Source organism: Nocardiopsis exhalans, from assembly GCF_024134545.1.
Lineage (GTDB): Bacteria > Actinomycetota > Actinomycetes > Streptosporangiales > Streptosporangiaceae > Nocardiopsis > Nocardiopsis exhalans.
On the sequence record NZ_CP099837.1, the window covers coordinates 4,734,370 to 4,754,617 of the forward strand.

The window sequence follows — 20,248 nt, forward strand, 5'->3', positions numbered from 1 at the left end:
CCCCTCGGAAGCGGGTCGGCTCCGGCCGGGTTCCCTCCCTGATCAGTCCTGTTCCGTGGGGCCCTGCTCGGTCACTGCCCGGTCGCGCAGTTCCGCGACCTCGATGCTCGCGCGCACGCTGCACAGCACGACGACCGTGGTGACCAGCACCGCACACAGCGCGTAGGAGACCGCCGCGCAGAGCATCCACACGGTGGTGTGTCCGGTGGCCGGGGCCAGAGTGAGCAGGGCCACGGTCGCGGCGACCGCCGTGTTGGCCGCCACCAATGCCCGTAGTCGGTCGGCCCTGTCCAGCAGCGCCCCGGACGGCGGGGCCAGCAGCAGCCAGGGCAGAAAGCGGGCCACCGTCAGCCCGGTCACCAGCAACGTCCTGGGCGAGGGGGCGATCAGCGGCAGGGCGACCGCCGGGAGCCCGTCACCGAAGTTGGTGGACACCCCCGCCGCCCAGAAGCGGTGGAAGGTCCCGCCGAGCCGTTCCCGGCCGGAGGTCACCGAAGACCGGGAAGCGTTGGTCACCGCTGACGCCCCTCGGCCGTGTTCTCCCCTGCGAAGCCGGTCACCTCGGCCCCGGTCTCCCCGGCGCGCTCCTCCGTGCCTGTCTCCGGGTCCTGTTCTCCCGTGCTCGCCGCCTCGTTCATCTCGGTCAGTCTCAGGTCGACCCGACGGGCGGTCTCGGTGACGATCCTTCGTGCGAGCAGCGCGGTGACGGCCATGAGCACCCCGCCGACCAGGAACGGCAGCGCCAGGTCGATCCTGCCGAGCATCCCGCCCGCCAGAGCGCCGACCGGGGTGACTCCCCAACCGATCATCCTGCTGACCCCGGCGATTCGGCCCCGCACCTGGTCGGGGACCACGGTCTGGTAGTAGGGACTGGCCGCGATGTTGGAAACGACCATGAGGAAACCCGCCCCCGTGAGCAGGACGAACGCCGTGTGGGGCGCCACGGACAGAGCCACTCCCGCGAAACAGGCGGCCATTCCCAGGTAGCCGCCGAGCACGACCGCGCGCCGACCGAACCGGGTGATCAGCCGGTCACCCGCCAGGGCTCCGCCCAGCCCTCCGATGGCCATGGACATCATGAAGACCCCGAAGAACACGGCGGGGACCCCGAGGTCCTGCTGGGCGTAGAGCACCATCACGGCTCCGCCCATGTTCCCCCCGACCATCATCCCGGCGTTGCAGAGCATGTTGCCGCGCAGGATGCGGTCTCCGAAGACCTGCCGGAACCCTTCACCGGTGGAGCGCCAGAACCCCTCGGACCCGGCTGATTCCGTTTCACCACCCGCGTCCGCGTCCTTGTGCTCAGGCCCGGAGCGGCGCCAGACCAGGGGGACCGCGCACAGCAGGGCCACGCACAGCACGTAGGAACCGGCGATGCCCAGCAGCGGGGCGACGGCACCGGCCGCGAACAGGAAACCGGCCACCGGTCCGCCCAGGCAGTCCTGGGCGACCAGGCGGCCGCCCTCGACCCGGCTGTTGGCCCGGTCGAGCAGGCGGGCGGGGACCAGTTGGACCACGGCCAGGCGGTTGGCCGGGTCGGTGACGGTCTCACAGCAGATCAACGCGAACATCGCGGCGTAGAGCGCCCAGATGGTCAGGTTCCCGGTGACCAGGGTCAGGATCAGAGCGACCATGACCGAGGCGGCGACGGTGTTGGACACCACCATGGCGCGTATCCGGTGCACCCGGTCCAGCAGCACGCCGGACAGCGGGGCCAGCAGCAGCCAGGGCAGGAAGCGGGTGGCGGTGAGCCCGGCGACCAGCAGGGGATCCTGGGTGAGGGTGACGGCGATCAGCGGCAGGGCGACGAGGATCATGCCGTCGGCCAGGTTGGTGAAGAGCCCGGCGCCCCAGAAGCGGTGGAAGGCACCGCCGAGGCGCTGGTTGCCGGACGCGGTTGCGGATACGGGTGGTGTCGCGGTGGTCAAGGGATGCTCCTGAGAGGGGGTGGGTTCAGGTGGCCGCTACTGCGGAGGATCGCCCGCGTCGTCGGGGCCGGTGTCTTCGCGGTTCTCACCCGGATCCGTCTCCCGTTCAGGGAGGTCGGCGGGGTCGGTGAGGTCAGTGAGGTTGGGGAAGAGATCGGTCTGCAGCTCCACCGGCTCCGTGTCCGGGTGGCTCTGGGCGGTCCGGTCCTGGAAGCGGCGCGCCCATTCCCGGACCAGCGCGTTGATCTCCCCGGCGAACTCCTCGGTCTCCTCGGGGGTCAGCCGCAGGTGGGAGACCGAGTCCTGGTAGGCCTCACTCCAGCGGCGCACCCTCGGGGACTCGGAGTGCTCCTGGAGGACCCGCCGCCAGCGCTCGGCGCGTTCCTGGCGCCCTCGGTAGTAGCCGTCCAGGACGATCTCGGCGGCCTCGCGGGTGGCGGGGCTGCGCAGGAACCGCGTACCACGCATGTGCCAGCCGCCGGGGCGGACCCGCCACCAGCGGTCGCGGCCGCCCGAGCGTTCGGGGTCGGTCTCGACGAACCCGAACCGGGCGAGCTGGCGCAGGTGGTAGCTGGTGGACCCGCTGCTCTCCCCCAGGCGTTTGCCCAGGATGGTGGCGGTGGCGGGCCCCTGGACGGAGAGTTCGTCCAGAATCCGGGCGCGCAGCGGGTGGGCCAGCCCCCGCAGGGCCTCTGCCCCGACCTCCATGGGTTTGGGGGGCGGGTTGCTCTGTTCGGTCTCTTCCTCTTCGCTCATGCCGGAACCGTACCGCAAAGGCTTCTTTGCAAAAATACCTTTGCAGAGATTTCTTTGGGAAACTTTCGGCGCCGGGTACAGGACTCCCGGAGAACCCCACCCCCTGCGAAACCGTCCGATGGGCGACAATGGACACGGCTCCGCGTGCATGCGGGGCCCCGGGGAGCAGAGGAGGGTGTCACCGCATGGAACCGTTCTTCATGGTCATCGGGGCGGCGATCGCGGCCGTGAGCTTCTTCGCGGGGCGGCGCACCGCCCACCGCGAGGCCAGGCGGGAACTCCAGCAGCACCAGGCCGCACCCCAGATCCCGCCTCAGGGGCAGCGCACCCCCCAACCGGTCTGCGGCTGCGGCCACAACCTGGTCTTCCACGACCAGGAGACCAAGCGCTGCCAGACCCAGGTGGTCATCCCCGGCCGCTGGACCGGCCAGGCCAACTCCACCTACCGCCAGTGCATGTGCCAGGGCTACCGCGGCCCGATGCCCGTGGACGAGTACTACGCCCCCGACTACCTCGACGGCACCAACCCCTGATCCCCGCCGCCCTCGCCCACCCCTGCCCGGGCCCCGTCCGACCAGCTCCGGTCCGAACCGAGCAGGCCCCGGGTGAACCTCGACAAGACCCCGCCAGGGCCGAAGCACCGTCCCGCTTCGATCCCCCTCTCCGACCCGCCCCGGGACCGAGCACCGGCTATCGTGCGGGAACCTGGAAGTGCGGACAGCGACGCGCCGGGGTGACAACGCCCGCGCGCATCGCGAGAATGTCCGCGCACCGAACAGCCAGAGAGTGGACGTTTACTCGTGACGACCCCTGTGACACCCACGATCGACCAGCGCATCGCCGAGGAGCTCGGCGTGGGCGCGCACCAGGTCAGTGCCGCCGTCGACATGCTCGACGCCGGGTCGACCGTGCCCTTCATCGCCCGGTACCGCAAGGAGGCGACCGGAGCGCTGGACGACGCCCAGCTGCGCGCCCTCGAGGAACGCCTGCGCTACCTGCGTGAACTGGCCGAACGCCGGAGCGCGATCCTGGAGTCGATCCGTTCCCAGGGCAAGTTGGACGACGAGCTGGAGGCCCGCATCAACGCGGCCGACTCCAAGGCCCGTCTGGAGGACATCTACCTCCCCTACAAGCCCAAGCGCCGCACCAAGGCCCAGATCGCCCGCGAGGCCGGTCTCGAACCGCTCGCCGAGGGGCTGATCGGGGACCCGAACCAGGACCCGCAGGAGGTCGCCGCCGCCTACGTGGACGCCGACAAGGGCGTGGCCGACACCAAGGCCGCCCTGGACGGGGCCCGCGCGATCCTGGTGGAGCGCTTCGCCGAGGACGCCGACCTCACCGGCACCCTGCGCGAGCGCCTGTGGGAGAAGGGCCGCCTGGGCTCGACCGTCCGCGAGGGCAAGGAGGAGGCCGGGGCCAAGTTCGCCGACTACTTCGACTTCTCCGAACCCCTGACCGCGCTCCCCTCGCACCGCGTCCTGGCCATGTACCGGGGCGAGAAGGAGGAAGTCCTCACGCTCAACCTGGAGCCGGAGGAGACCCCCGAGGCGGGCGCCGACGGCACCGTGCCGCGCAGCACCTACGAGAACGCCATCGCTTCCCACTTCGAGATCGTGGACCGGGGCCGCCCCGCCGACCGCTGGCTCCAGGACACCGTGCGCTGGGCCTGGCGCACCCGCATCCTGGTCCGCCTGGACATCGACGTGCGGATGCGCCTGTGGCAGCAGGCCGAGGACGACGGCGTCAACGTCTTCGCGGCCAACCTGCGCGACCTGTTGCTGGCGGCTCCCGCCGGGAGCCGCGCCACCCTGGGCCTGGACCCGGGGCTGCGCACCGGGGTGAAGGTCGCCGTCACCGACCCCACCGGCAAGGTCGTGGCCACCGACACCGTCTTCCCGCACGCGCCGCGCCGTGACTGGGACGGGTCGATCGACAGCCTGGCCCGGCTGTGCGCCGCGCACGACGTGGAGCTGGTCGCGATCGGCAACGGCACCGCCTCGCGTGAGACGGACAAGCTGGCGGGCGACCTGATCAAGCGCCACCCCGAGCTCAAGCTGACCAAGGTGATGGTCTCGGAGGCGGGCGCCTCGGTCTACTCGGCCTCGGCCTACGCCTCCGAGGAGCTGCCGGACCTGGACGTTTCCCTGCGCGGGGCCGCCTCCATCGCCCGGCGCCTGCAGGACCCTTTGGCCGAGCTGGTCAAGATCGACCCCAAGTCCATCGGTGTGGGCCAGTACCAGCACGACCTGGCGGAGTCGAAGCTGTCGCGCTCGCTGGACGCCGTGGTCGAGGACTGTGTGAACGGTGTGGGCGTGGACGTCAACACCGCCTCGGTGCCGCTGCTGACCCGGGTGTCGGGCGTGACGTCCACCCTGGCCCGCAACATCGTCTCGCACCGCGACGCCAACGGCCCCTTCCGCACCCGCGAGGCCCTGCGTTCGGTGCCGCGGCTGGGCCCCAAGGCGTTCGAGCAGTGCGCGGGCTTCCTGCGGGTGCCGAACGGCGACGACCCGCTGGACGCCTCCGCTGTGCACCCCGAGGCCTACCCGGTGGTGCGGCGCATCCTGGACCGGGCCGGGACCGACCTGCCCTCGCTGATCGGTGACAAGAAGGCGCTGTCGGGCATCCGCCCCGAGGACTTCGTCGACGACAAGTTCGGGCTGCCGACCGTCACCGACATCCTCAGCGAGCTGGACAAGCCCGGCCGCGACCCGCGTCCCGCCTTCACCACCGCCACCTTCAAGGAGGGTGTGGAGAAGCTGAGCGACCTGGAGCAGGGCATGATCCTGGAGGGGGTGGTCACCAACGTGGCCGCCTTCGGCGCGTTCGTGGACGTGGGCGTGCACCAGGACGGGCTGGTCCACGTGTCGGCGCTCTCGCGCAAGTTCGTGGAGGACCCGCGCGACATCGTCAAGCCGGGCGACATCGTCAAGGTCAAGGTGCAGGACGTCGACATCCCGCGCAAGCGGATCTCGCTGACCATGCGCCTGGACGACGAGGCGCCCGCCCCCGGCGGCCAGGACCAGGGCGGCCGGAACCAGGGCGGCAGGAGTGGCGGACGTGGTGAGCGCGGCGGCCAGGGCGGCAACGGCGGTGGCGGTGGTCGCAGTGGCCGCGGCGGCGAGCAGCGCCGTGGCGGCGGCAACGGCGGCCAGAACCGCGGCGGTCGCGGCAACGCCGGACGCGACAATGCTCCGGCGCCCTCGGGGGCGATGGCCGACGCGCTGCGCCGCGCCGGTCTGGGCAAGTAACGGCAAGCACAACCTGTAGGACCACGGGACGGAGGGGGCCGCGCGCCCCCTCCGTTCTTGGTGTCCGAGGCCCCGCCCGCGCGGGATGTGCCAGCCGGGCTGGAGCACATCCCGCGCGGGTTGCTCGACCGCAGAGCGCCCGACCCGTTCCACGTCCTCCTGGACACCCCGAACATCGACCCCTCAGCGCGCCATCAGAGCGGGCCGGTCAGCCTGTCGTTAACGTGAGATCCGCACGCGCCATCGGGCGCCGACCCCGCCAACGAGCTCCGGAGCCCATGGACGACGCCACCGAAACGGACACCGGCCTCCGGTCGGAGCCGGAGCAGAGCACCTCACGCCTGTGGTCCGCGGGCACCACGGCCGCCGGCGCCGCCTTCGCGTTCATCCTGCTGCGCCTCATGGCCGTCACCCACTACGACTGGCGGACCGCCTTCGGTCTGGCCGACGCGATCGACTTCGGTGACGCGATCACCATCGCGGTGGGCACCTTCCTGGGCGCGGGGACCATCACCGTGTGGCTCTTGGCCCTCTTCGTACCCTTGAGCGCGGCCGGGCACCTGCGCCACCTCCGCGAAGGCAACCGATCCCCTGGTTCCCTGGTGGTCGTCGTGGCCATGGCGGTCGTGTTCGCGGCGGCGGTGCTGTCTTTCTCCGCGTGGGCCACCCTGGCCGCGGCTCTGGTCTGGTTCGCGCTCCTGGTCGCAGTCGAACTGCGGGGTGGCCCCACCCGTGCCCTCTTGCGCCGTATCACCGCCTGTGCCGGAACCCTCGCCCTGACCGCGGTGCTCCTCGGAGCGGCCCTTATCGACGAGGTGTGGGTACCCGAGGAACGAATCGAACTCCAGGACGAGGTGGTACACGCCTACGTCGTCCAGAACGGCAGCCAGTTCCTCACCGTCCTCACCACCGACACCCGGCAAAAACGGATCCTGCTCTCCCGTGACGTCACGTCCCGCACCGAGGTGAACTGACCGCGGCGACGCGGCGCCCGTCAGTCGGAGCGCTCGGAGTTGACCCGGTCGGCCAGCGCCCGAAGGAGCTCTTCGGCCAGCGGCAGCTTGCGCAGGTCCTCCGGCCCGGGCAGCGTGGTCCTGGCCCGGTCCCCCTGCTCGCGGACCTCGCCGTGCAGGCGCTCCATGGTCACGTCCAACCGGTTGGCGGTCTCGGCCGCCTCGCGGATCTCGTCCAACAGCCGCTCGGGGACCGACTTGCCGTACTTGTAGTAGATCTTGTGTTCCAGGCTGGCCCAGAAGTCCATCGCGATGGTGCGGATCTGGATCTCCACCGGCACGTCCACGGTCCGGTCCGACATCCGCACCGGGGTCTCCACCAGCAGGTGCAGGCTGCGGTAGCCGTTGGGTTTGGGAGAGCGGATGTAGTCGCGCTCCTCCATCACCTTGATGTCCTCGTGCCCGGTCAGCATGTCCCGGATCGAGTAGGTGTCCGAGACGAAACTGCACGTCACCCGGATACCGGCGATGTCGAGGATCGCCCCGCGGATCGCGTTGAGGTCGAAGGGCACCCCGCGCCGCTGCGCCTTCTCCATGATGCTCGCCGGGGTCTTGAGCCGGGAGCTGACGTGCTCGATCGGGTTGTGGTCGTGGGTGTAGCGGAACTCCTCGTTGAGGATGTTGACCTTGGCCATCACGGTGTCGATGGCGAACTTGTAGGACATCAGAAACCGCGCCACATCGTCGCGGGCCGACAGCAACGCCTCCGGCACGTCATCCACCACGAAAACAACCCCCGTCACACCAGTACCGATCCCCGTAACCGCATGTTACCGAGCCTGGTGACAGGTACCTTCGGGAGCGGGAAGCGTCGTGTGACGGGGGCTGCCGCACCGGGCCCCGAACTACGGAGGGCCGGGGCACAGCGGTGCTCGGAGGCCCTACCTGGGGCTGAGGGGCACGTCCTTCCACAGGGCGCGCACCGCGGTCGCGTCACCCTCCGTCAAGGAGTCCTCGATGTCCCAGACCCGCACCACCGTCGCGTCCGGCCGGACCGCGGGCCACCCCGGGTCGCCGGTGGCCGCGAAGGCGCTCCAGGCCCCCACCATGCGTTCGGCCAGACCCTGGTAGCCCTCGTCCGGCTCGCCGTCGCAGAGGAACACCGCCAGGTCGCTGTCCAGGTTGCCGAAGGCGAAGGGCAGGTCGAAGGCGTGGCAGGCGCCCAGACGCCCCTCCATCGTGCGGCTCTGCGCCGCGAACCGGAAGAAGTACGCGCTGCCGCCGACCGCCGCGTGCGCCTCGGCAAACCGGACAGAGTACTCGCAGAACAGGGCGTCGCCGCTGATCTTGTTGAACAGCTCCTGCAGGGAGGCCTCGGGGTACATGGACCGGTAGGCCTCCACCGCCCCCTCCCTCAGACCCAGGCGGGTCGCGGTGACGGCGAGGGCCGCCTCGCCATCGATCTCCACCTCCTGGCCGAGCTCGGTGAAGAGCCGGTACTCGTCGGTGTTGTGGCCGACGAGGAGCGCCACGTGGGAGGCGGCGCCACGGGCGACCGCCTCCAGCGGGGGTTCGGGGAGCTCGGGGCCGCCGACCACGGGGGCGTAGCAGGTGAACGCCTTGGTGCGCACGCCCTTACCCGTCCTTCCGCTGCCGGAGAGGACCTCGTCCGTGGCGGCCAGGATCTTCTCGGGGGCCAGCGCGGCCAGGGCCTCGGCCTCCAGGGGCACACCTGCGGCCTTGGCCACGCCCTCGGAGACCAGGCGGGCGGTGTCAACGGTGATCATGTCGCCGGGGACGCTGTGCGCGACGGCGCGGTGGAAGAGCCCGTCGGCCTCGGGCGAGGCCATCAGGCAGACCACGGAACCGGCCCCGGCGGACTCACCCGCGACGGTGACGTTGCCGGGATCGCCGCCGAAAGCGGCGATGTTGTCACGCACCCAGCGCAGGGCGGCGATCTGGTCGAGCAGGCCCCGGTTGTCGGGGCGACCCGGAACATGGCCGAAGCCCTCGAAACCGAGGCGGTAGTTGACGCTGACCACGACGAGTCCGGCCTCGGCCAGGCAGGTGCCGTCGTAGACCGCCCCGTCACCGGAACCGACGATGTAGGCGCCGCCGTGGATCCATACCAGGACCGGGGCGGAGCCGCCTGCGGCTGCCGGGGACCAGACGTTCAGCACCAGGCAGTCCAGGGAGGTGTCCGGGCTCCAGGGCGCGGCGCCGATGAGCTGGGTGCCCTGGGGCGCGGGCGGTCCGGGCTCGGTGCAGTCGCGGACCCCGTCCCAGGTGGGAGCGGGCACGGGTGCGGCGAAGCGGTGCTCCCCGAAGGGCGCTGCGGCATAGGGGATGCCCTGGTGGACCACGATCCGCCCGTCCTGTGAGCGGGGTGAGACGGTGCCGCGAACCGGTCCGTTCGCGGTCCTCACGATGTACTCGGCGTCCACGTGTTCCTCCTTGGGGATCGGCGCTCCACCCACCTAACATCGTTAGGTTTGCCCGCGCAAGACTCAGCCGGGAACTGGAACCGGGAAAGGGGCGCGGGCGTCGAAGCCAGACGATAGGTTTTCAGCTGGATTCTCCTGAATCCCTCCCCGCCTGAGCCTGCTTGTCCTGACCCCCACTGGCCCGAACCCCACCGACCCCGCCGCCCGGCCGGGCGACAGCGCCGGAAAGGCCCCACATGCACGCACCCCTGTTCACCGCCCCTGTGCTACTGGTCGAACAGCCCCGCCGCCTGTTCTCCTCCGAGGGACACTACGAAGTCCTCAGCGAGGCCGGTCAGCCGCTGGCGTACGTGAACGAGCACATGACCTCGTGGTCGAACACGCACCGGCGCAGCTCCCAGCTACCGCACCGGTTCACGATCTACGCGCCCGACGGGCACCCGCTCCTGACCCTGGACAAGCCCTGGGACCGGGGCCGCCCCTACATCCACGTGAGCGGCCCGCACAACGAGCCCTACGGCAGCATCGTCCAGGACCGCTCCTTCATGGGCTCGCGCTTCCGGCTCAACGACCCCCGCGGCCACACCGTCGCCGAGATCCGCGGCGACTGGAACGGCTGGGACTTCACCGTCCTGGACCACGCCGGGGTCGAGATCGCCCGGATCGGCAAGGAGCACCCCGGCCTGGGCGGGCAGTTCTTCACCACCGAGGACCGCTACGCGCTCGAGTTCGCCTACGACCTGCCCTGGCCGCTGCGCCGCCTGGTCATCGGCGCGGCCATCACCATCGACGTCCTACTGCACGAGCGCGAGCCGGAGTTCTACCACTCCAACTACGCCGACTTCGGCCGCTACCCCGAGTACGGCTACCAGCCCCGCCACCACTGGCACCACCCCCGGCGCGGCTACGTCGCCGCCCGGCGCAGGCGTCCGCCGCTGGTGGTCCACACCTGGCAGCCGGTGCGCCGCCGGGGCTACGTCCCCGTCCGCCAACGCGCGACCAGCTCCCGGGCCGGATACCGCACCTTCTCCTCCCGCTCGGAGGCGCCCGCACCCCGGGTCAACCGCACACCGCGGGTGGAACGCCGCGGCGGGGCGGGGTTCGCGTCACGGTCGGAGGCCCCCTCCACCGGGGCGGCGGCCCGCCGTGAGCGTCAGGGACGCGCCCAGGGCGGCGGCGGTACGTCACGGGCGGCCAGGCTCAAGCGCGATGCTTCCCAGGGCACCACGGCCAGGCGCGCCAGGGACGGGATGACCGGCGGCAGTGGCGGCGGTGGCGGCGGTCTGCGTTCGTCCTCGGGAATCAACCGCCCCTCGGGCTCTTCCTCGCGATCCGCCTCCTCCTCACGGGGAACCTCGTCCTCCCGTGGCACGTCGACCTCACGGTCCGGCTCGGCCTCGCGCGGCACGTCCGCTTCGGGCCGGTCGTCCTCGCGGAGCACGTCCTCACGGGGCGGGGCGAGCCGTTCCGGTGGCGGCTTCAGCAGCCGCTCCAGCAGCAGTAGTCGGTCCAGCAGCAGCCGCTCCAGCAGCAGTCGGTCCGGCGGCGGCCGCTCCGGTGGCGGCCGCTCCAGCAGCGGCCGTTCCGGCGGCGGTCGGTCCGGCGGCGGTCGGTCCGGCGGCAGCAGCCGCCGCAGGTAGGCACATCAGCGGATGGGCCCCACCCGCGGACAGCTTCACCAGCGTCGTATCCGGGCCCCTCGTCCAGCGCTTCACGGACGAGGGGCCCTCACCCACTGCGCATACCATCCGGTCGGTATGATTCCCCTGCACAGCCGCCCACCAGGAAGGTCCACCATGCGCGCCATCCAGATCACCGAGTTCGGCGGACCCGAGGTCCTCGTGCCCACGGAACTCCCCGACCCCGAGCCGGGCCAGGGCGAACTCCTCCTCGACGTCTCCCTGATCGGGGTGAACTTCGCCGACACGCACCAGGCCGAGAACAGCTACCTGGCCCCCTCCAGCCTGCCCATGGTCCCCGGCGGCGAGGTCGCCGGGCACACCGCCGACGGCCGCCGCGTCGTGGGCCTGCTCAGCGGCAGCGGCGGCTACGCCGAGCGCGCCACCGTCGACCCCAACCTCGCCTACGACATCCCGGACGGCGTCTCCGACGCGGCCGCTCTGGCCCTGATCGTCCAGGGCACCTCGGCCTGGCTGCTGCTGCGCAAGACCACCCGGATCTCCCCCGGTGAGTCGGTCGTGGTGCACGCCGCGGGCGGCGGCGTGGGCACGCTCGCGGTCCAGCTGGCCAAGCAGTTCGGCGCCGGCCGCGTGATCGCGGTGGCCAGCACCGAGGAGAAGCGCAAGCTCGCCCTGGAACTGGGCGCCGACGCCGTGGTGGACTCCGCCGCCCCCGACATGACCGCCGCGCTGATCGAGGCCAACGAGGGCCGCCGGGTGGACATCATCCTGGACATGGTGGGCGGCCGGGTCACCGACGAGAGCATGCGGGCGCTGGCCCCGTTCGGACGGCTGGGCTTCTACGGAATGGCCTCGCGTGAGCTGCCCTCCCCGGTGAAGCTGCCCAACCTGATGCGCTTCTCGACCACCGTGGGCGGCATGTGGCTGCCACACGCCTTCCTACTGCCGGGAGACGTGGTCGGTCAGGCGATGAACGAGCTCTTCACGATGGTCGCCGAGGGCAGTCTCCGGCCAATCCTCGGGCAGACCTACCCTCTGGCCGAGGCCCGCCGGGCCCACGAGGACCTGCGGTCCCGCGGCACGGTCGGCAAGCTGACCCTCGACCCTTCGCTGTAGTTTTCCGACAGCTCATTGCCCTCAGAACGCCCACCTTTACGAAGTAGATTTGCATTTGTCCGGTTTCTCCGTTCCGGGTGGCGGTAAGGCCACCCGGAACGGAGAAACCACGGACGGCGCGGGGCCTGACCTGGACCGCCCCCTGCGAGCCACTAGTGCTCGCCCTCGAAACGAACCGAACGCTGGTCCGCCCACTCCAGTCGGATCAGCTCCATCTCCGCCAGGAGGGAGTCGGCGGCCTCGATCACCGCCCGGGCGCCGCGGCGCCTCCACCCCGGCGCCCGGGGAGGGAAAGACCCCGACGGCGATCTCACGCCCGTGGTCGGCACTCACGTTCGCGCCTCCTTCTCACCCACTCGCCCCGTCCGCGTGACCGATCACTTGTAGACGAGGTCCGCGTAGTCGCGGTGCCGCTGGATCCAGCCCTTGACGAAGGGGCACAGCGGAAGGACAGCCAGTTCACGGGTGCGTACGTCGTCCAGCGCCTCGCGGATCAGGGTGCTGCCCATCCCCTGCCCCTCGAAGGCCGGGTCGATCTCGGTGTGGGTGAAGGTGATGAGGCCTTCAGTCAGGATGTACTCCGCGTACCCGGCGACCTCGCCGTCGGCCCTGACCTCGTATCGGCGCCTGTCGGGAATGTCGGTGACCTCGGTTGCCATGCCGGAACCTCCTGGGTGTGGGGTACAGCCGTAGGGCACGGGCGACCTCGCCCGCGTCCGAGCCATTCTCGCCCTTGACCTGCCCGCGTCCCCCTTGCGGCACGCGCCCTGGCGGACATAGAGTCTCCGTGACATACCGACCAGTCGGTCTAAGGAGTACGTATGACTTCGCGGTTCGACGGGCGCACCGCCATCGTCACCGGTGCCAGCCGCGGCATCGGCCTGGCCATCGCCCAACGGCTCGTCTCCGAGGGCGCTCGCGTGTGCATCACCGCGCGCAAGCCCGAGCCCCTCCAGGAAGCCGTGACGGCCCTCGGCGGCCCCGAGCACGCCATCGGAATCCCCGGCCGCGCCGACGACCCCGAGCACCAGGACGCGGCGATCGCCGCCACCCTGGAGGCCTTCGGCAGCGTCGACCTTTTCGTCAACAACACCGGCATCAACCCGGTCTACGGGCGCATGGTCGACCTCGACCTGGACGCCGCCCGCAAGATCTTCGAGGTCAACGCGCTCTCCGCGATCTCCTGGGTGCAGAAGGTCTACAAGGCCTGGCTGGCCGAGCACGGCGGCGCCATCGTCAACGTCTCCTCCGTGGCCGGGATCAAGCCCGCCCCCGGGATCGGCTTCTACGGCGCCACCAAGGCGATGCTCAGCCACATCACCGAGGAGCTCGCCGTCGAGCTGGGGCCGAACATCCGGGTGAACGGCGTCGCCCCGGCCGTGGTCAAGACCCGCTTCGCCGAGGCCCTGTACGAGGGCCGCGAGGAGAAGGTCGCCGCCGCCTACCCGCTGAACCGCCTGGGCCTGCCCGAGGACGTCGCGGGCGCGGTCGCCTTCCTGCTCTCCGAGGACGCCGCGTGGGTCACCGGCCGCACCCTGGTGCTGGACGGCGGCGTCACCCTGACCGGAGGGGTGTGACCGACGTGGAGCTCAAGAACACGCAGCCGAAAGGCACCCAGCTGACGGATGTCGGAGCCGTGGTGACCGGCGGCGGTAACGGGATCGGCGCGGCGATCGCCCGCCGCCTGGCCGGTGCCGGGGCACGGGTCGTGGTCAACGACCTGGACGCGGGCGCCGCCGAGGCCGTGGCCGCGGAGATCGGCGGGATCGCCGTGCCCGGGGACGCCGCCGGCGAGGCCGGCGTGACCGCCCTGATCGCCGAGGCCGGGGCGCACCTGGGTGGAATCGACCTCTACGTGGCCAACGCAGGGGTCGCCGTGAGCGGCGGCCCCGAAGCTCTGGAGTCCGACTGGGACCTGTCCTGGCAGGTCAACGTGATGTCGCACGTGCGTGCGGCCCGCGAGCTCGTCCCGGGCTGGTTGGAGCGCGGCCGCGGCCACCTGCTCACCACCGTGTCCGCGGCGGGTCTGCTGAGCATGCTCGGCAGCGCACCCTACTCGGTGACCAAGCACGCCGCCCTGGCCTTCGGCGAGTGGATGTCGGCCACCTACGGGGACCGGGGCATCACCACCCAGTGCCTGTGCCCCCTGGGGGTGCGCACCAACATGCTCGACGACAGCGGGTCGGAGGGCCAGGCCATCCTGGCCGGGGACGCCATCACGCCGGAGGAGGTCGCCGACGCGGTGATGGCGGGGCTCGCCGACGGGCGCTTCCTGATCCTGCCGCACCCCCAGGTCGCTGACTACTACGCGGCCCGGGCCGCTGACACCGACGCCTGGCTGGCCGGGATGCGGCGCCTGCAGGCCAAGGTGTTCGGCACGGAGGAGCAGGCATGAGCGACAAACTCTCCGGCGACGAACCCTCCGACGCCGAACTCCCCGGACTGGACCTGGAGCGGCTGCGTTCCTACCTGGACCGCGAGCTGCCCGGGCTGGTCTCGGGGCCGCTCAGCGGGAGAGTGATCGCGGGTGGCAAGTCCAACCTGACCTACGTGGTCACCGACGGTGCCGGCTCCTGGGTGGTACGCCGCCCGCCGCTGGGGCACGTGCTGGCCACCGCCCACGACATGCCCCGCGAGTACCGGGTGATGACCGCGCTGCGCGACACCTCCGTGCCGGTACCGCGCACGCACGTGCTGTGCGAGGACACCGAGGTGCTCGGCGCACCGTTCTACGTCATGGAACACGTGGCGGGCACGCCCTTCCGCACCCTGGACGAGATCGCCCCGCTCGGGACGGAGGGCGTGCGCAAGGTCGCCGACGGGCTGATCGCGACCCTGGGCAACCTGCACGCGGTGGACCCCGCCGAGGTGGGCCTGGGCGACTTCGGCCGTCCGGCAGGCTTCCTGGAACGCCAGGTGCGCCGCTGGAGCAAGCAGCTGGAGGCCTCGCGCAGCCGGGACATCCCCGGGATCGACGAGTTGCGCGACAAACTGGCGGCCATGCTGCCCGAGCAGGGCGCGCCCGCGATCGTGCACGGCGACTACCGGCTCGACAACGTGCTGGTCACCGACGACGGGCGGCTCACCGCCGTACTGGACTGGGAGATGGCCACCCTCGGCGACCCCCTCGTGGACCTGGGGCTGATGCTCGTCTACCGGGAGCAGCCGGTCATCGGCGGCTCGGGACCGGCCACCTCGGCCGAGGGTTTCCCCTCCTCCCCCGAGCTGGTGGAGATGTACGCGGCAGCGACCGGCCGGGACGTGTCCCGACTCGGCTGGTACGTGGCCTTCGGCTGCTTCAAGCTCGCGGTGATCGCCGAGGGCATCCACTTCCGGCACAGCCGGGGCCTGACCGTGGGCGCCGGCTTCGACGGGATCGGCGACGTCGTCGCCCCGCTGGTACAGCGCGCCCACACCATGCTCAAGGAGGACTGAGGACCGATGGACTTCGCTTTCGACGCCCGGACCGAGGAGCTGCGCGCGCGGCTCCTGGCCTTCATGGACGAACACGTCTACCCCGCCGAGCCGGTGTTCGCCGCCCAGCTGGCGGAGCGGGAGGACCCCTGGGCGATCCCGCCGGTGGTCGAGGACCTCAAGGCCGAGGCCCGCAAACAGGGGTTGTGGAACTTCTTCCTGGCCGGTCACCCCGAGCACGGCGGGCTGCCCAACCTCCAGTACGCCCCGTTGGCCGAGATCACCGGGCGCAGCTCCCACCTGGCACCGGTGGCTCTGAACTGCGCGGCCCCGGACACCGGGAACATGGAGGTGCTGACCATGTTCGGCACCGACGAACAGAAGAAGCGGTGGCTGGAGCCGCTGCTGGACGGACGCATCCGGTCCGCCTTCGCGATGACCGAACCCGAGGTGGCCTCCTCCGACGCCACCAACATCACCACCCGCATCGTCCGCGACGGTGACGAGTACGTGGTCAACGGGCGCAAGTGGTACATCAGCGGAGCGCTCAACCCGGCCTGCGAGATCCTCATCGTGATGGGCAAGACCGACCCCGACGCCGAACGGCACCGGCAGCAGAGCATGGTGCTGGTGCCGCGGGACACCCCCGGGCTGCGCATCGGGCGCGGTATGAGCGTGTTCGGCTACGACGACAGCGACCACGGCGGCCACGCCGAGGTGTTCTTCGACGACGTGCGCGTTCCCGCGGAGAACCTGATCGGCGGCGAGGGCGAGGGGTTCGCGATCGCCCAGGCCCGGCTGGGCCCTGGCCGTATCCACCACTGCATGCGTTCCATCGGTGTCGCCGAGCGGGCCCTGGAGCTGACCTGCAAGCGGGTACTGGACCGGGTGGCCTTCGGCCGTCCGCTGGCCGAGCAGGGCGTGGTCCGCGAGTGGATCGCCGAGGCCCGGGTGGCGATCGAACAGCTGCGCCTGCTGGTACTCAAGACCGCCTACCTGATGGACACGGTGGGCAACAGGGGCGCGCACACCGAGATCCAGGCGATCAAGATCGCCACCCCGCGCACGGTGGAGTGGATCCTGGACAAGTGCGTGCAGGCCCACGGCGCCGCCGGGGTCAGCCAGGACACCCCGCTGGCGGGCTGGCAGGCGGGCGTGCGCTCGCTGCGCCTGGCCGACGGCCCGGACGAGGTGCACCTGCGCTCCCTGGCCCGCGCGGAGCTGCGTAAGTACGCGTAGAGGACTCGAAAGGCGCTGTCGCCTGGCGAAGCCGCACGAACCAGAGGGACCGGGACAGTGGGTGCCCCGGCCCCTCTTTCGTGTTCGCGGTGCGGTTCGGGCCCTTGCGGGTCAGGTCTGCGGGCGCAGGCCCGCGATGAGCAGGTCGGCGAAGTGGCGGCCGACGTCGTCGCCGGTGAGCTGCCCGCCCTGGCGGTACCAGGTGCCCAGGTGGTGCACGGAGCCGAAGAAGTAGTCCACGACCAGGTCGGCGGGTACGTCGGAGCGGAAGACCCCTTCGTTCTGCCCCTGCTCGACCATGGACCGGAAGAGCTCGTGGTACTTGCGGCGTTCGGCGCGCACGCTGCGCTGTTTCTCCGGAGCGAGCTGGTGCATGGACCGGAAGAAGATCTTGCTGTCGTCGAGATTGGCGATACTGGTGACGATGACGTCGCACGCGGCCGCGTGGACGCGCTCGGCGACGGGAACGTCGCGGGAGGAGATCTCCACGAGGTGCTCGGTCTGCATGCGCAGGACGCGGCCGTAGATCTCGTAGAGCAGGTCGTCCTTGGACCCGAAGTAGTGGTACATGGCGCCCTTGGTGACCCCGGCGGCAGCCACGACCTCCTGTACCGAGGTGCTCTCGAAACCCCGCTCAGCGAAGAGCCGCGTCGCGGCGCGCAAGAGGCGTTCGGGCACCGAACCGCGCCCGGCTTCGGCTTCGGCCGTCCGCTGTCCTCGTGCCATGTCCTGCCTCACCTCGTGCCCCCGTTCCCGGTGGCGAGTCGACTACCGATCAGACCAGCATACCGACCGGATGGTACCCCGTGCGTGCACGCGAGGGTTCCCGAGGGGGTTCAGGGCGGGGCGAGGCGGTCGAATCCAGGTGGCCGCCTCCGACCGCCGATCGCCCCCGCCGCCCGGTTGGTCACTCCAGGAACTGGGCGGCGAACTCGGCCGAGGGGGCGATCGGGGTGATGACGTCCACGAGGGCCCCGGCGGGGTCGGCCACGATGAAGTGCCGCTGGCCGAAGTCCTCACTGCGCAGTTCGAGCACGGGGGTCAGACCGCCCTCGACCACGAGGCGCTGCCACTCGGCGTCCGCGTCGGCCACCTCGAAGTTGAGCAGCACCCCCTGGGCGGAGGAGGCACGAAAGCCCTCGGGCAGGGTCGGGTGGCCCGCCTCCAGCAGGGCGAGTTCGTGATCGGGCGGGCCGGGACGGCGCAGGCTGACGTACCAGTCGCTGACGAAGACGTCCTCGAAGCCGAACCAGTGCCGGTAGAAAGCGTGGCTCTCCGACAACCGGGGCGTGCACAGGACGGGGTAGAAGCCGCTGAGTTTCATGAGCACCTTTCATGTACCACTTTCACATACCAACGGTATGTCGAGTTACGCTATTCACGTACCATCGGTATGTCAAGAGGAGGGGCGTTGCCCAAGGACACCGGGGCCCGAGCCGAGCAGCGGGCCCGCACCAGGAGCACCCTGATCCGACAGGGCCGCCGCCTGTTCACCGAGCACGGCTACGGCGGGGTGGGACTGGCCGAGATCGTGGCAGCCGCCGAGGTCACCAAGGGTGCGCTCTACCACCACTTCGACGGCAAGGCCGCCCTGTTCCGCGCCGTCCTGGAACAGGTCCAGCAGGAGGTGGGCGAGGCGGTGGCCGAGGCCGCCGGGGCCCGCACGGACCCCTGGGAGCAGCTGACGGCCGGGTGCAGGGCCTTCCTCAACGCCAGCACCGCCCCGGACGTGCGCCGGATCATGCTGGTGGACGGCCCCGCCGTCCTGGGATGGCGTGAATGGCGCGCGCTCGACGAGGCCTCCTCCGCCCGCCACCTGGGCGAGGCGCTCACCTCACTGGTCGACGCGGGGGTCCTCGCCCCTCAGCCGGTCACCCCGTTGGCCCACCTGCTCTCCGGCGCCATGAACGAGGCCGCGCTCTGGCTCGCCGACGCGGGGGGCGCGCAGGACGGTGAGCAGGCTCTGGAGGACGTGTGGTCGGCACTGTCCCGCCTCCTGGAGTCCCTGCGCGACCGGGACAACTGACGCCGGGGCCGTCACCGCAGGCGATATCGTGGCCCCCATGGCGCAGGGAGTGAAGGGGGAGCAGGCGTTGGACGCGGGTGCGGTGGACAGGGCCGGGGACGGGGACAGGGACGGCACGCAAGCCTTCCGCGACGACTTCGTCGGGCGCTTCGCCGCCTACTGGCAGTCCCAGGGACGCCCCAAGGCCGAGGGGCGGATCGTGGGGTTCCTGCTGGTCGCCGACCAGGACGCGGTCAGCGCCGAGGAGGTCGCCGAGGGTGCCGGGGTCAGCCGCGGCTCGGTCTCCCAGTCGGTGCGCCGACTGCGCGAGCTGGGCTTCGTGACCCTGGTCGAGGTGCCCGACAGCCGCTCCCGGCTGATCAGCATGGACGAGGACGTGTGGGGCGGCTTCCTGCGCAACGAACGCTCCTACCTGCGCCAACAGCGTGACCTGGCCGCCTCCGCCCTGGAGCGCCTACCCGACCTCGGAGAGTCCTCCCGCACCCGGCTGCACAACATGTACGACTACATGACCTGGCTGGACGGCTACCACGACGTTCTCCTGGAGCACTGGGAGGAGTACAAGGCGGCCCGCCCCCACAGGGGCCCGCGGAACCGGCCGGAAGGCCCACCGGACCGACAAGCCCCACGGGGCTAGGGTTGTCCGGCGTACACCCCGTTGCTGAGGAGCCCCCGATGGCGAACACCGACCCCCAGACCGCCCGTGAGATCAACCCCGAGGTCCCCCACTCCGCGCGGGTGTGGAACTACTGGCTCGGCGGCAAGGACAACTACCCCGCCGACCGCGCGGTGGGTGACCAGGTCAAGCAGGTCTTCCCGGACATCGTCGAGATCGCCCGCCTCCAGCGCGCGTTCCTCGGGCGGGCCGTCACCTACCTCGTCGAGGAGGCGGGCATCCGCCAGTTCCTGGACGTCGGCACCGGTCTGCCCACCGCCGACAACACCCACGAGGTGGCGCAGCGGGCGGCTCCCGAAGCTCGGGTGGTCTACGTGGACAACGACCCGCTCGTCCTCGCCCACGCCCGGGCGCTGCTGACCAGCACCCCCGAGGGCGTGACCGAGTACGTCGATGCCGACTTCCGCGAGCCCGAGCGGGTTCTGGCCCAGGCCCGGCTCACTCTGGACTTCGACCAGCCCGTCGCGCTGATCCTCATGGGCATCGTGGGGCACCTGCCCGACCACAGGACCGCGCGCGGCATCATCACCGCCCTGCTCGCGGAACTGCCCTCCGGCAGCTACCTGGTGCTGGCCGACGGCACCGACACGGACCCCTCCTCCGTGGAGGCGCACCGCCAGTACAACGAGAACGCCCCGCTGCCCTACAACCTGCGCCCCCCGCAGGAGATCCGTTCGTTCTTCGACGGCCTGGAGCCGGTGGAGCCGGGCATCGTGGCCTGCACTCTCTGGCGGCCCGCCCCGGTGGACGTGGGCGTCGACCGTGAAATCGCGGAGCTGTGCGCGGTGGCCCGCAAGCCCTGACC

The 20,248-nt window shown here is 71.0% G+C and carries 20 protein-coding genes; 12 read left to right on the plus strand and 8 right to left on the minus strand.

Features of this window, described 5'->3' with window-relative positions; all coding sequences use genetic code 11:
• Positions 1 to 42 precede the first annotated feature (42 nt).
• The 3 genes from NE857_RS20810 to NE857_RS20820 are packed head-to-tail and all read right to left on the minus strand — an operon-like array spanning position 43 to position 2,684.
• Positions 43 to 516, minus strand: a complete 474-nt coding sequence (locus NE857_RS20810) for an MFS transporter (protein ID WP_254417280.1) — start codon at positions 514 to 516, stop codon at positions 43 to 45.
• Entirely contained in the window at positions 513 to 1,928 is a 1,416-nt protein-coding gene (locus NE857_RS20815; RefSeq protein WP_254417281.1) for an MFS transporter, read from the minus strand. Before NE857_RS20815 ends, NE857_RS20810 begins: the two co-directional genes overlap by 4 nt.
• A gap of 36 nt (positions 1,929 to 1,964) precedes the next feature.
• Complete coding sequence (locus NE857_RS20820) at positions 1,965 to 2,684, minus strand: ArsR/SmtB family transcription factor (RefSeq protein WP_254417282.1); 720 nt, start codon at positions 2,682 to 2,684, stop codon at positions 1,965 to 1,967.
• A 185-nt stretch (positions 2,685 to 2,869) separates the two neighbouring features.
• On the opposite strand from NE857_RS20820, the gene NE857_RS20825 reads away from it, so the two are divergent.
• The 3 genes from NE857_RS20825 to NE857_RS20835 all read left to right on the plus strand — a co-directional run bounded on the left by NE857_RS20825 (position 2,870) and on the right by NE857_RS20835 (position 6,909).
• Positions 2,870 to 3,217, plus strand: coding sequence for a hypothetical protein (locus NE857_RS20825; RefSeq protein ID WP_017580992.1), 348 nt, complete (start codon positions 2,870 to 2,872; stop codon positions 3,215 to 3,217).
• 267 nt (positions 3,218 to 3,484) lie between these two features.
• Positions 3,485 to 5,935, plus strand: coding sequence for a Tex family protein (locus NE857_RS20830; RefSeq protein WP_254417283.1), 2,451 nt, complete (start codon positions 3,485 to 3,487; stop codon positions 5,933 to 5,935).
• Positions 5,936 to 6,159: 224 nt separating this feature from the next.
• Positions 6,160 to 6,909 (plus strand): hypothetical protein, encoded by a 750-nt coding sequence (locus NE857_RS20835; protein WP_254417284.1) that lies wholly within the window; start codon positions 6,160 to 6,162, stop codon positions 6,907 to 6,909.
• 20 nt (positions 6,910 to 6,929) lie between these two features.
• On the opposite strand, the gene NE857_RS20840 is transcribed toward NE857_RS20835, so the two are convergent.
• Positions 6,930 to 7,613: a GTP pyrophosphokinase gene (locus NE857_RS20840; protein ID WP_254422053.1), complete on the minus strand. Its 684-nt coding sequence runs from the start codon at positions 7,611 to 7,613 to the stop codon at positions 6,930 to 6,932.
• Between the two features lie 216 nt (positions 7,614 to 7,829).
• Positions 7,830 to 9,332, minus strand: a complete 1,503-nt coding sequence (locus tag NE857_RS20845; protein ID WP_254422054.1) for a carboxylesterase/lipase family protein — start codon at positions 9,330 to 9,332, stop codon at positions 7,830 to 7,832.
• A gap of 236 nt (positions 9,333 to 9,568) precedes the next feature.
• Here NE857_RS20845 and NE857_RS20850 point away from each other — a divergent pair, with 236 nt between their 5' ends.
• Together NE857_RS20850 and NE857_RS20855 are read left to right on the plus strand one after the other, a co-directional pair.
• Entirely contained in the window at positions 9,569 to 10,972 is a 1,404-nt protein-coding gene (locus NE857_RS20850) for an LURP-one-related/scramblase family protein (protein WP_254417285.1), read from the plus strand.
• Positions 10,973 to 11,128: 156 nt separating this feature from the next.
• The gene (locus NE857_RS20855) at positions 11,129 to 12,088 is read left to right on the plus strand and encodes a quinone oxidoreductase family protein (RefSeq protein WP_254417286.1); all 960 of its coding nucleotides are present in this window, start codon (positions 11,129 to 11,131) and stop codon (positions 12,086 to 12,088) included.
• Positions 12,089 to 12,465: 377 nt separating this feature from the next.
• Here the strand turns inward: NE857_RS20855 and NE857_RS20860 are convergent, their stop codons facing one another.
• Positions 12,466 to 12,882, minus strand: coding sequence for a GNAT family N-acetyltransferase (locus NE857_RS20860; protein ID WP_363319915.1), 417 nt, complete (start codon positions 12,880 to 12,882; stop codon positions 12,466 to 12,468).
• A 27-nt stretch (positions 12,883 to 12,909) separates the two neighbouring features.
• Between NE857_RS20860 and NE857_RS20865 the strand changes: the two genes are divergently transcribed.
• Genes NE857_RS20865 through NE857_RS20880 form a run of 4 tightly spaced genes read left to right on the plus strand, consistent with a single transcriptional unit; the run spans position 12,910 to position 16,741 of the window.
• Positions 12,910 to 13,665 (plus strand): SDR family oxidoreductase, encoded by a 756-nt coding sequence (locus tag NE857_RS20865; protein WP_017580973.1) that lies wholly within the window; start codon positions 12,910 to 12,912, stop codon positions 13,663 to 13,665.
• On the plus strand, positions 13,662 to 14,483 hold the full coding sequence (locus NE857_RS20870) for an SDR family oxidoreductase (RefSeq protein ID WP_254417288.1): 822 nt from the start codon (positions 13,662 to 13,664) through the stop codon (positions 14,481 to 14,483). Before NE857_RS20865 ends, NE857_RS20870 begins: the two co-directional genes overlap by 4 nt.
• Positions 14,480 to 15,523 carry a phosphotransferase family protein gene (locus NE857_RS20875; protein ID WP_254417289.1) on the plus strand — a complete coding sequence of 348 codons (1,044 nt, stop codon included), beginning with the start codon at positions 14,480 to 14,482 and terminating at the stop codon, positions 15,521 to 15,523. Before NE857_RS20870 ends, NE857_RS20875 begins: the two co-directional genes overlap by 4 nt.
• Before the next feature lie 6 nt (positions 15,524 to 15,529).
• Complete coding sequence (locus tag NE857_RS20880) at positions 15,530 to 16,741, plus strand: acyl-CoA dehydrogenase family protein (RefSeq protein WP_254417290.1); 1,212 nt, start codon at positions 15,530 to 15,532, stop codon at positions 16,739 to 16,741.
• A 111-nt stretch (positions 16,742 to 16,852) separates the two neighbouring features.
• Here NE857_RS20880 and NE857_RS20885 read toward each other — a convergent pair whose 3' ends face one another.
• Complete coding sequence (locus NE857_RS20885; RefSeq protein WP_254417291.1) at positions 16,853 to 17,467, minus strand: TetR/AcrR family transcriptional regulator; 615 nt, start codon at positions 17,465 to 17,467, stop codon at positions 16,853 to 16,855.
• A gap of 181 nt (positions 17,468 to 17,648) precedes the next feature.
• Positions 17,649 to 18,065 carry a VOC family protein gene (locus NE857_RS20890; RefSeq protein WP_254417292.1) on the minus strand — a complete coding sequence of 139 codons (417 nt, stop codon included), beginning with the start codon at positions 18,063 to 18,065 and terminating at the stop codon, positions 17,649 to 17,651.
• A 69-nt stretch (positions 18,066 to 18,134) separates the two neighbouring features.
• Between NE857_RS20890 and NE857_RS20895 the strand changes: the two genes are divergently transcribed.
• The 3 genes from NE857_RS20895 to NE857_RS20905 are packed head-to-tail and all read left to right on the plus strand — an operon-like array spanning position 18,135 to position 20,246.
• Positions 18,135 to 18,767 (plus strand): TetR/AcrR family transcriptional regulator, encoded by a 633-nt coding sequence (locus tag NE857_RS20895; protein WP_435873512.1) that lies wholly within the window; start codon positions 18,135 to 18,137, stop codon positions 18,765 to 18,767.
• A 37-nt stretch (positions 18,768 to 18,804) separates the two neighbouring features.
• Positions 18,805 to 19,404: a GbsR/MarR family transcriptional regulator gene (locus NE857_RS20900; RefSeq protein WP_254417294.1), complete on the plus strand. Its 600-nt coding sequence runs from the start codon at positions 18,805 to 18,807 to the stop codon at positions 19,402 to 19,404.
• A 38-nt stretch (positions 19,405 to 19,442) separates the two neighbouring features.
• Positions 19,443 to 20,246, plus strand: a complete 804-nt coding sequence (locus tag NE857_RS20905) for an SAM-dependent methyltransferase (protein WP_254417295.1) — start codon at positions 19,443 to 19,445, stop codon at positions 20,244 to 20,246.
• The last annotated feature ends 2 nt before the right edge of the window (positions 20,247 to 20,248 follow it).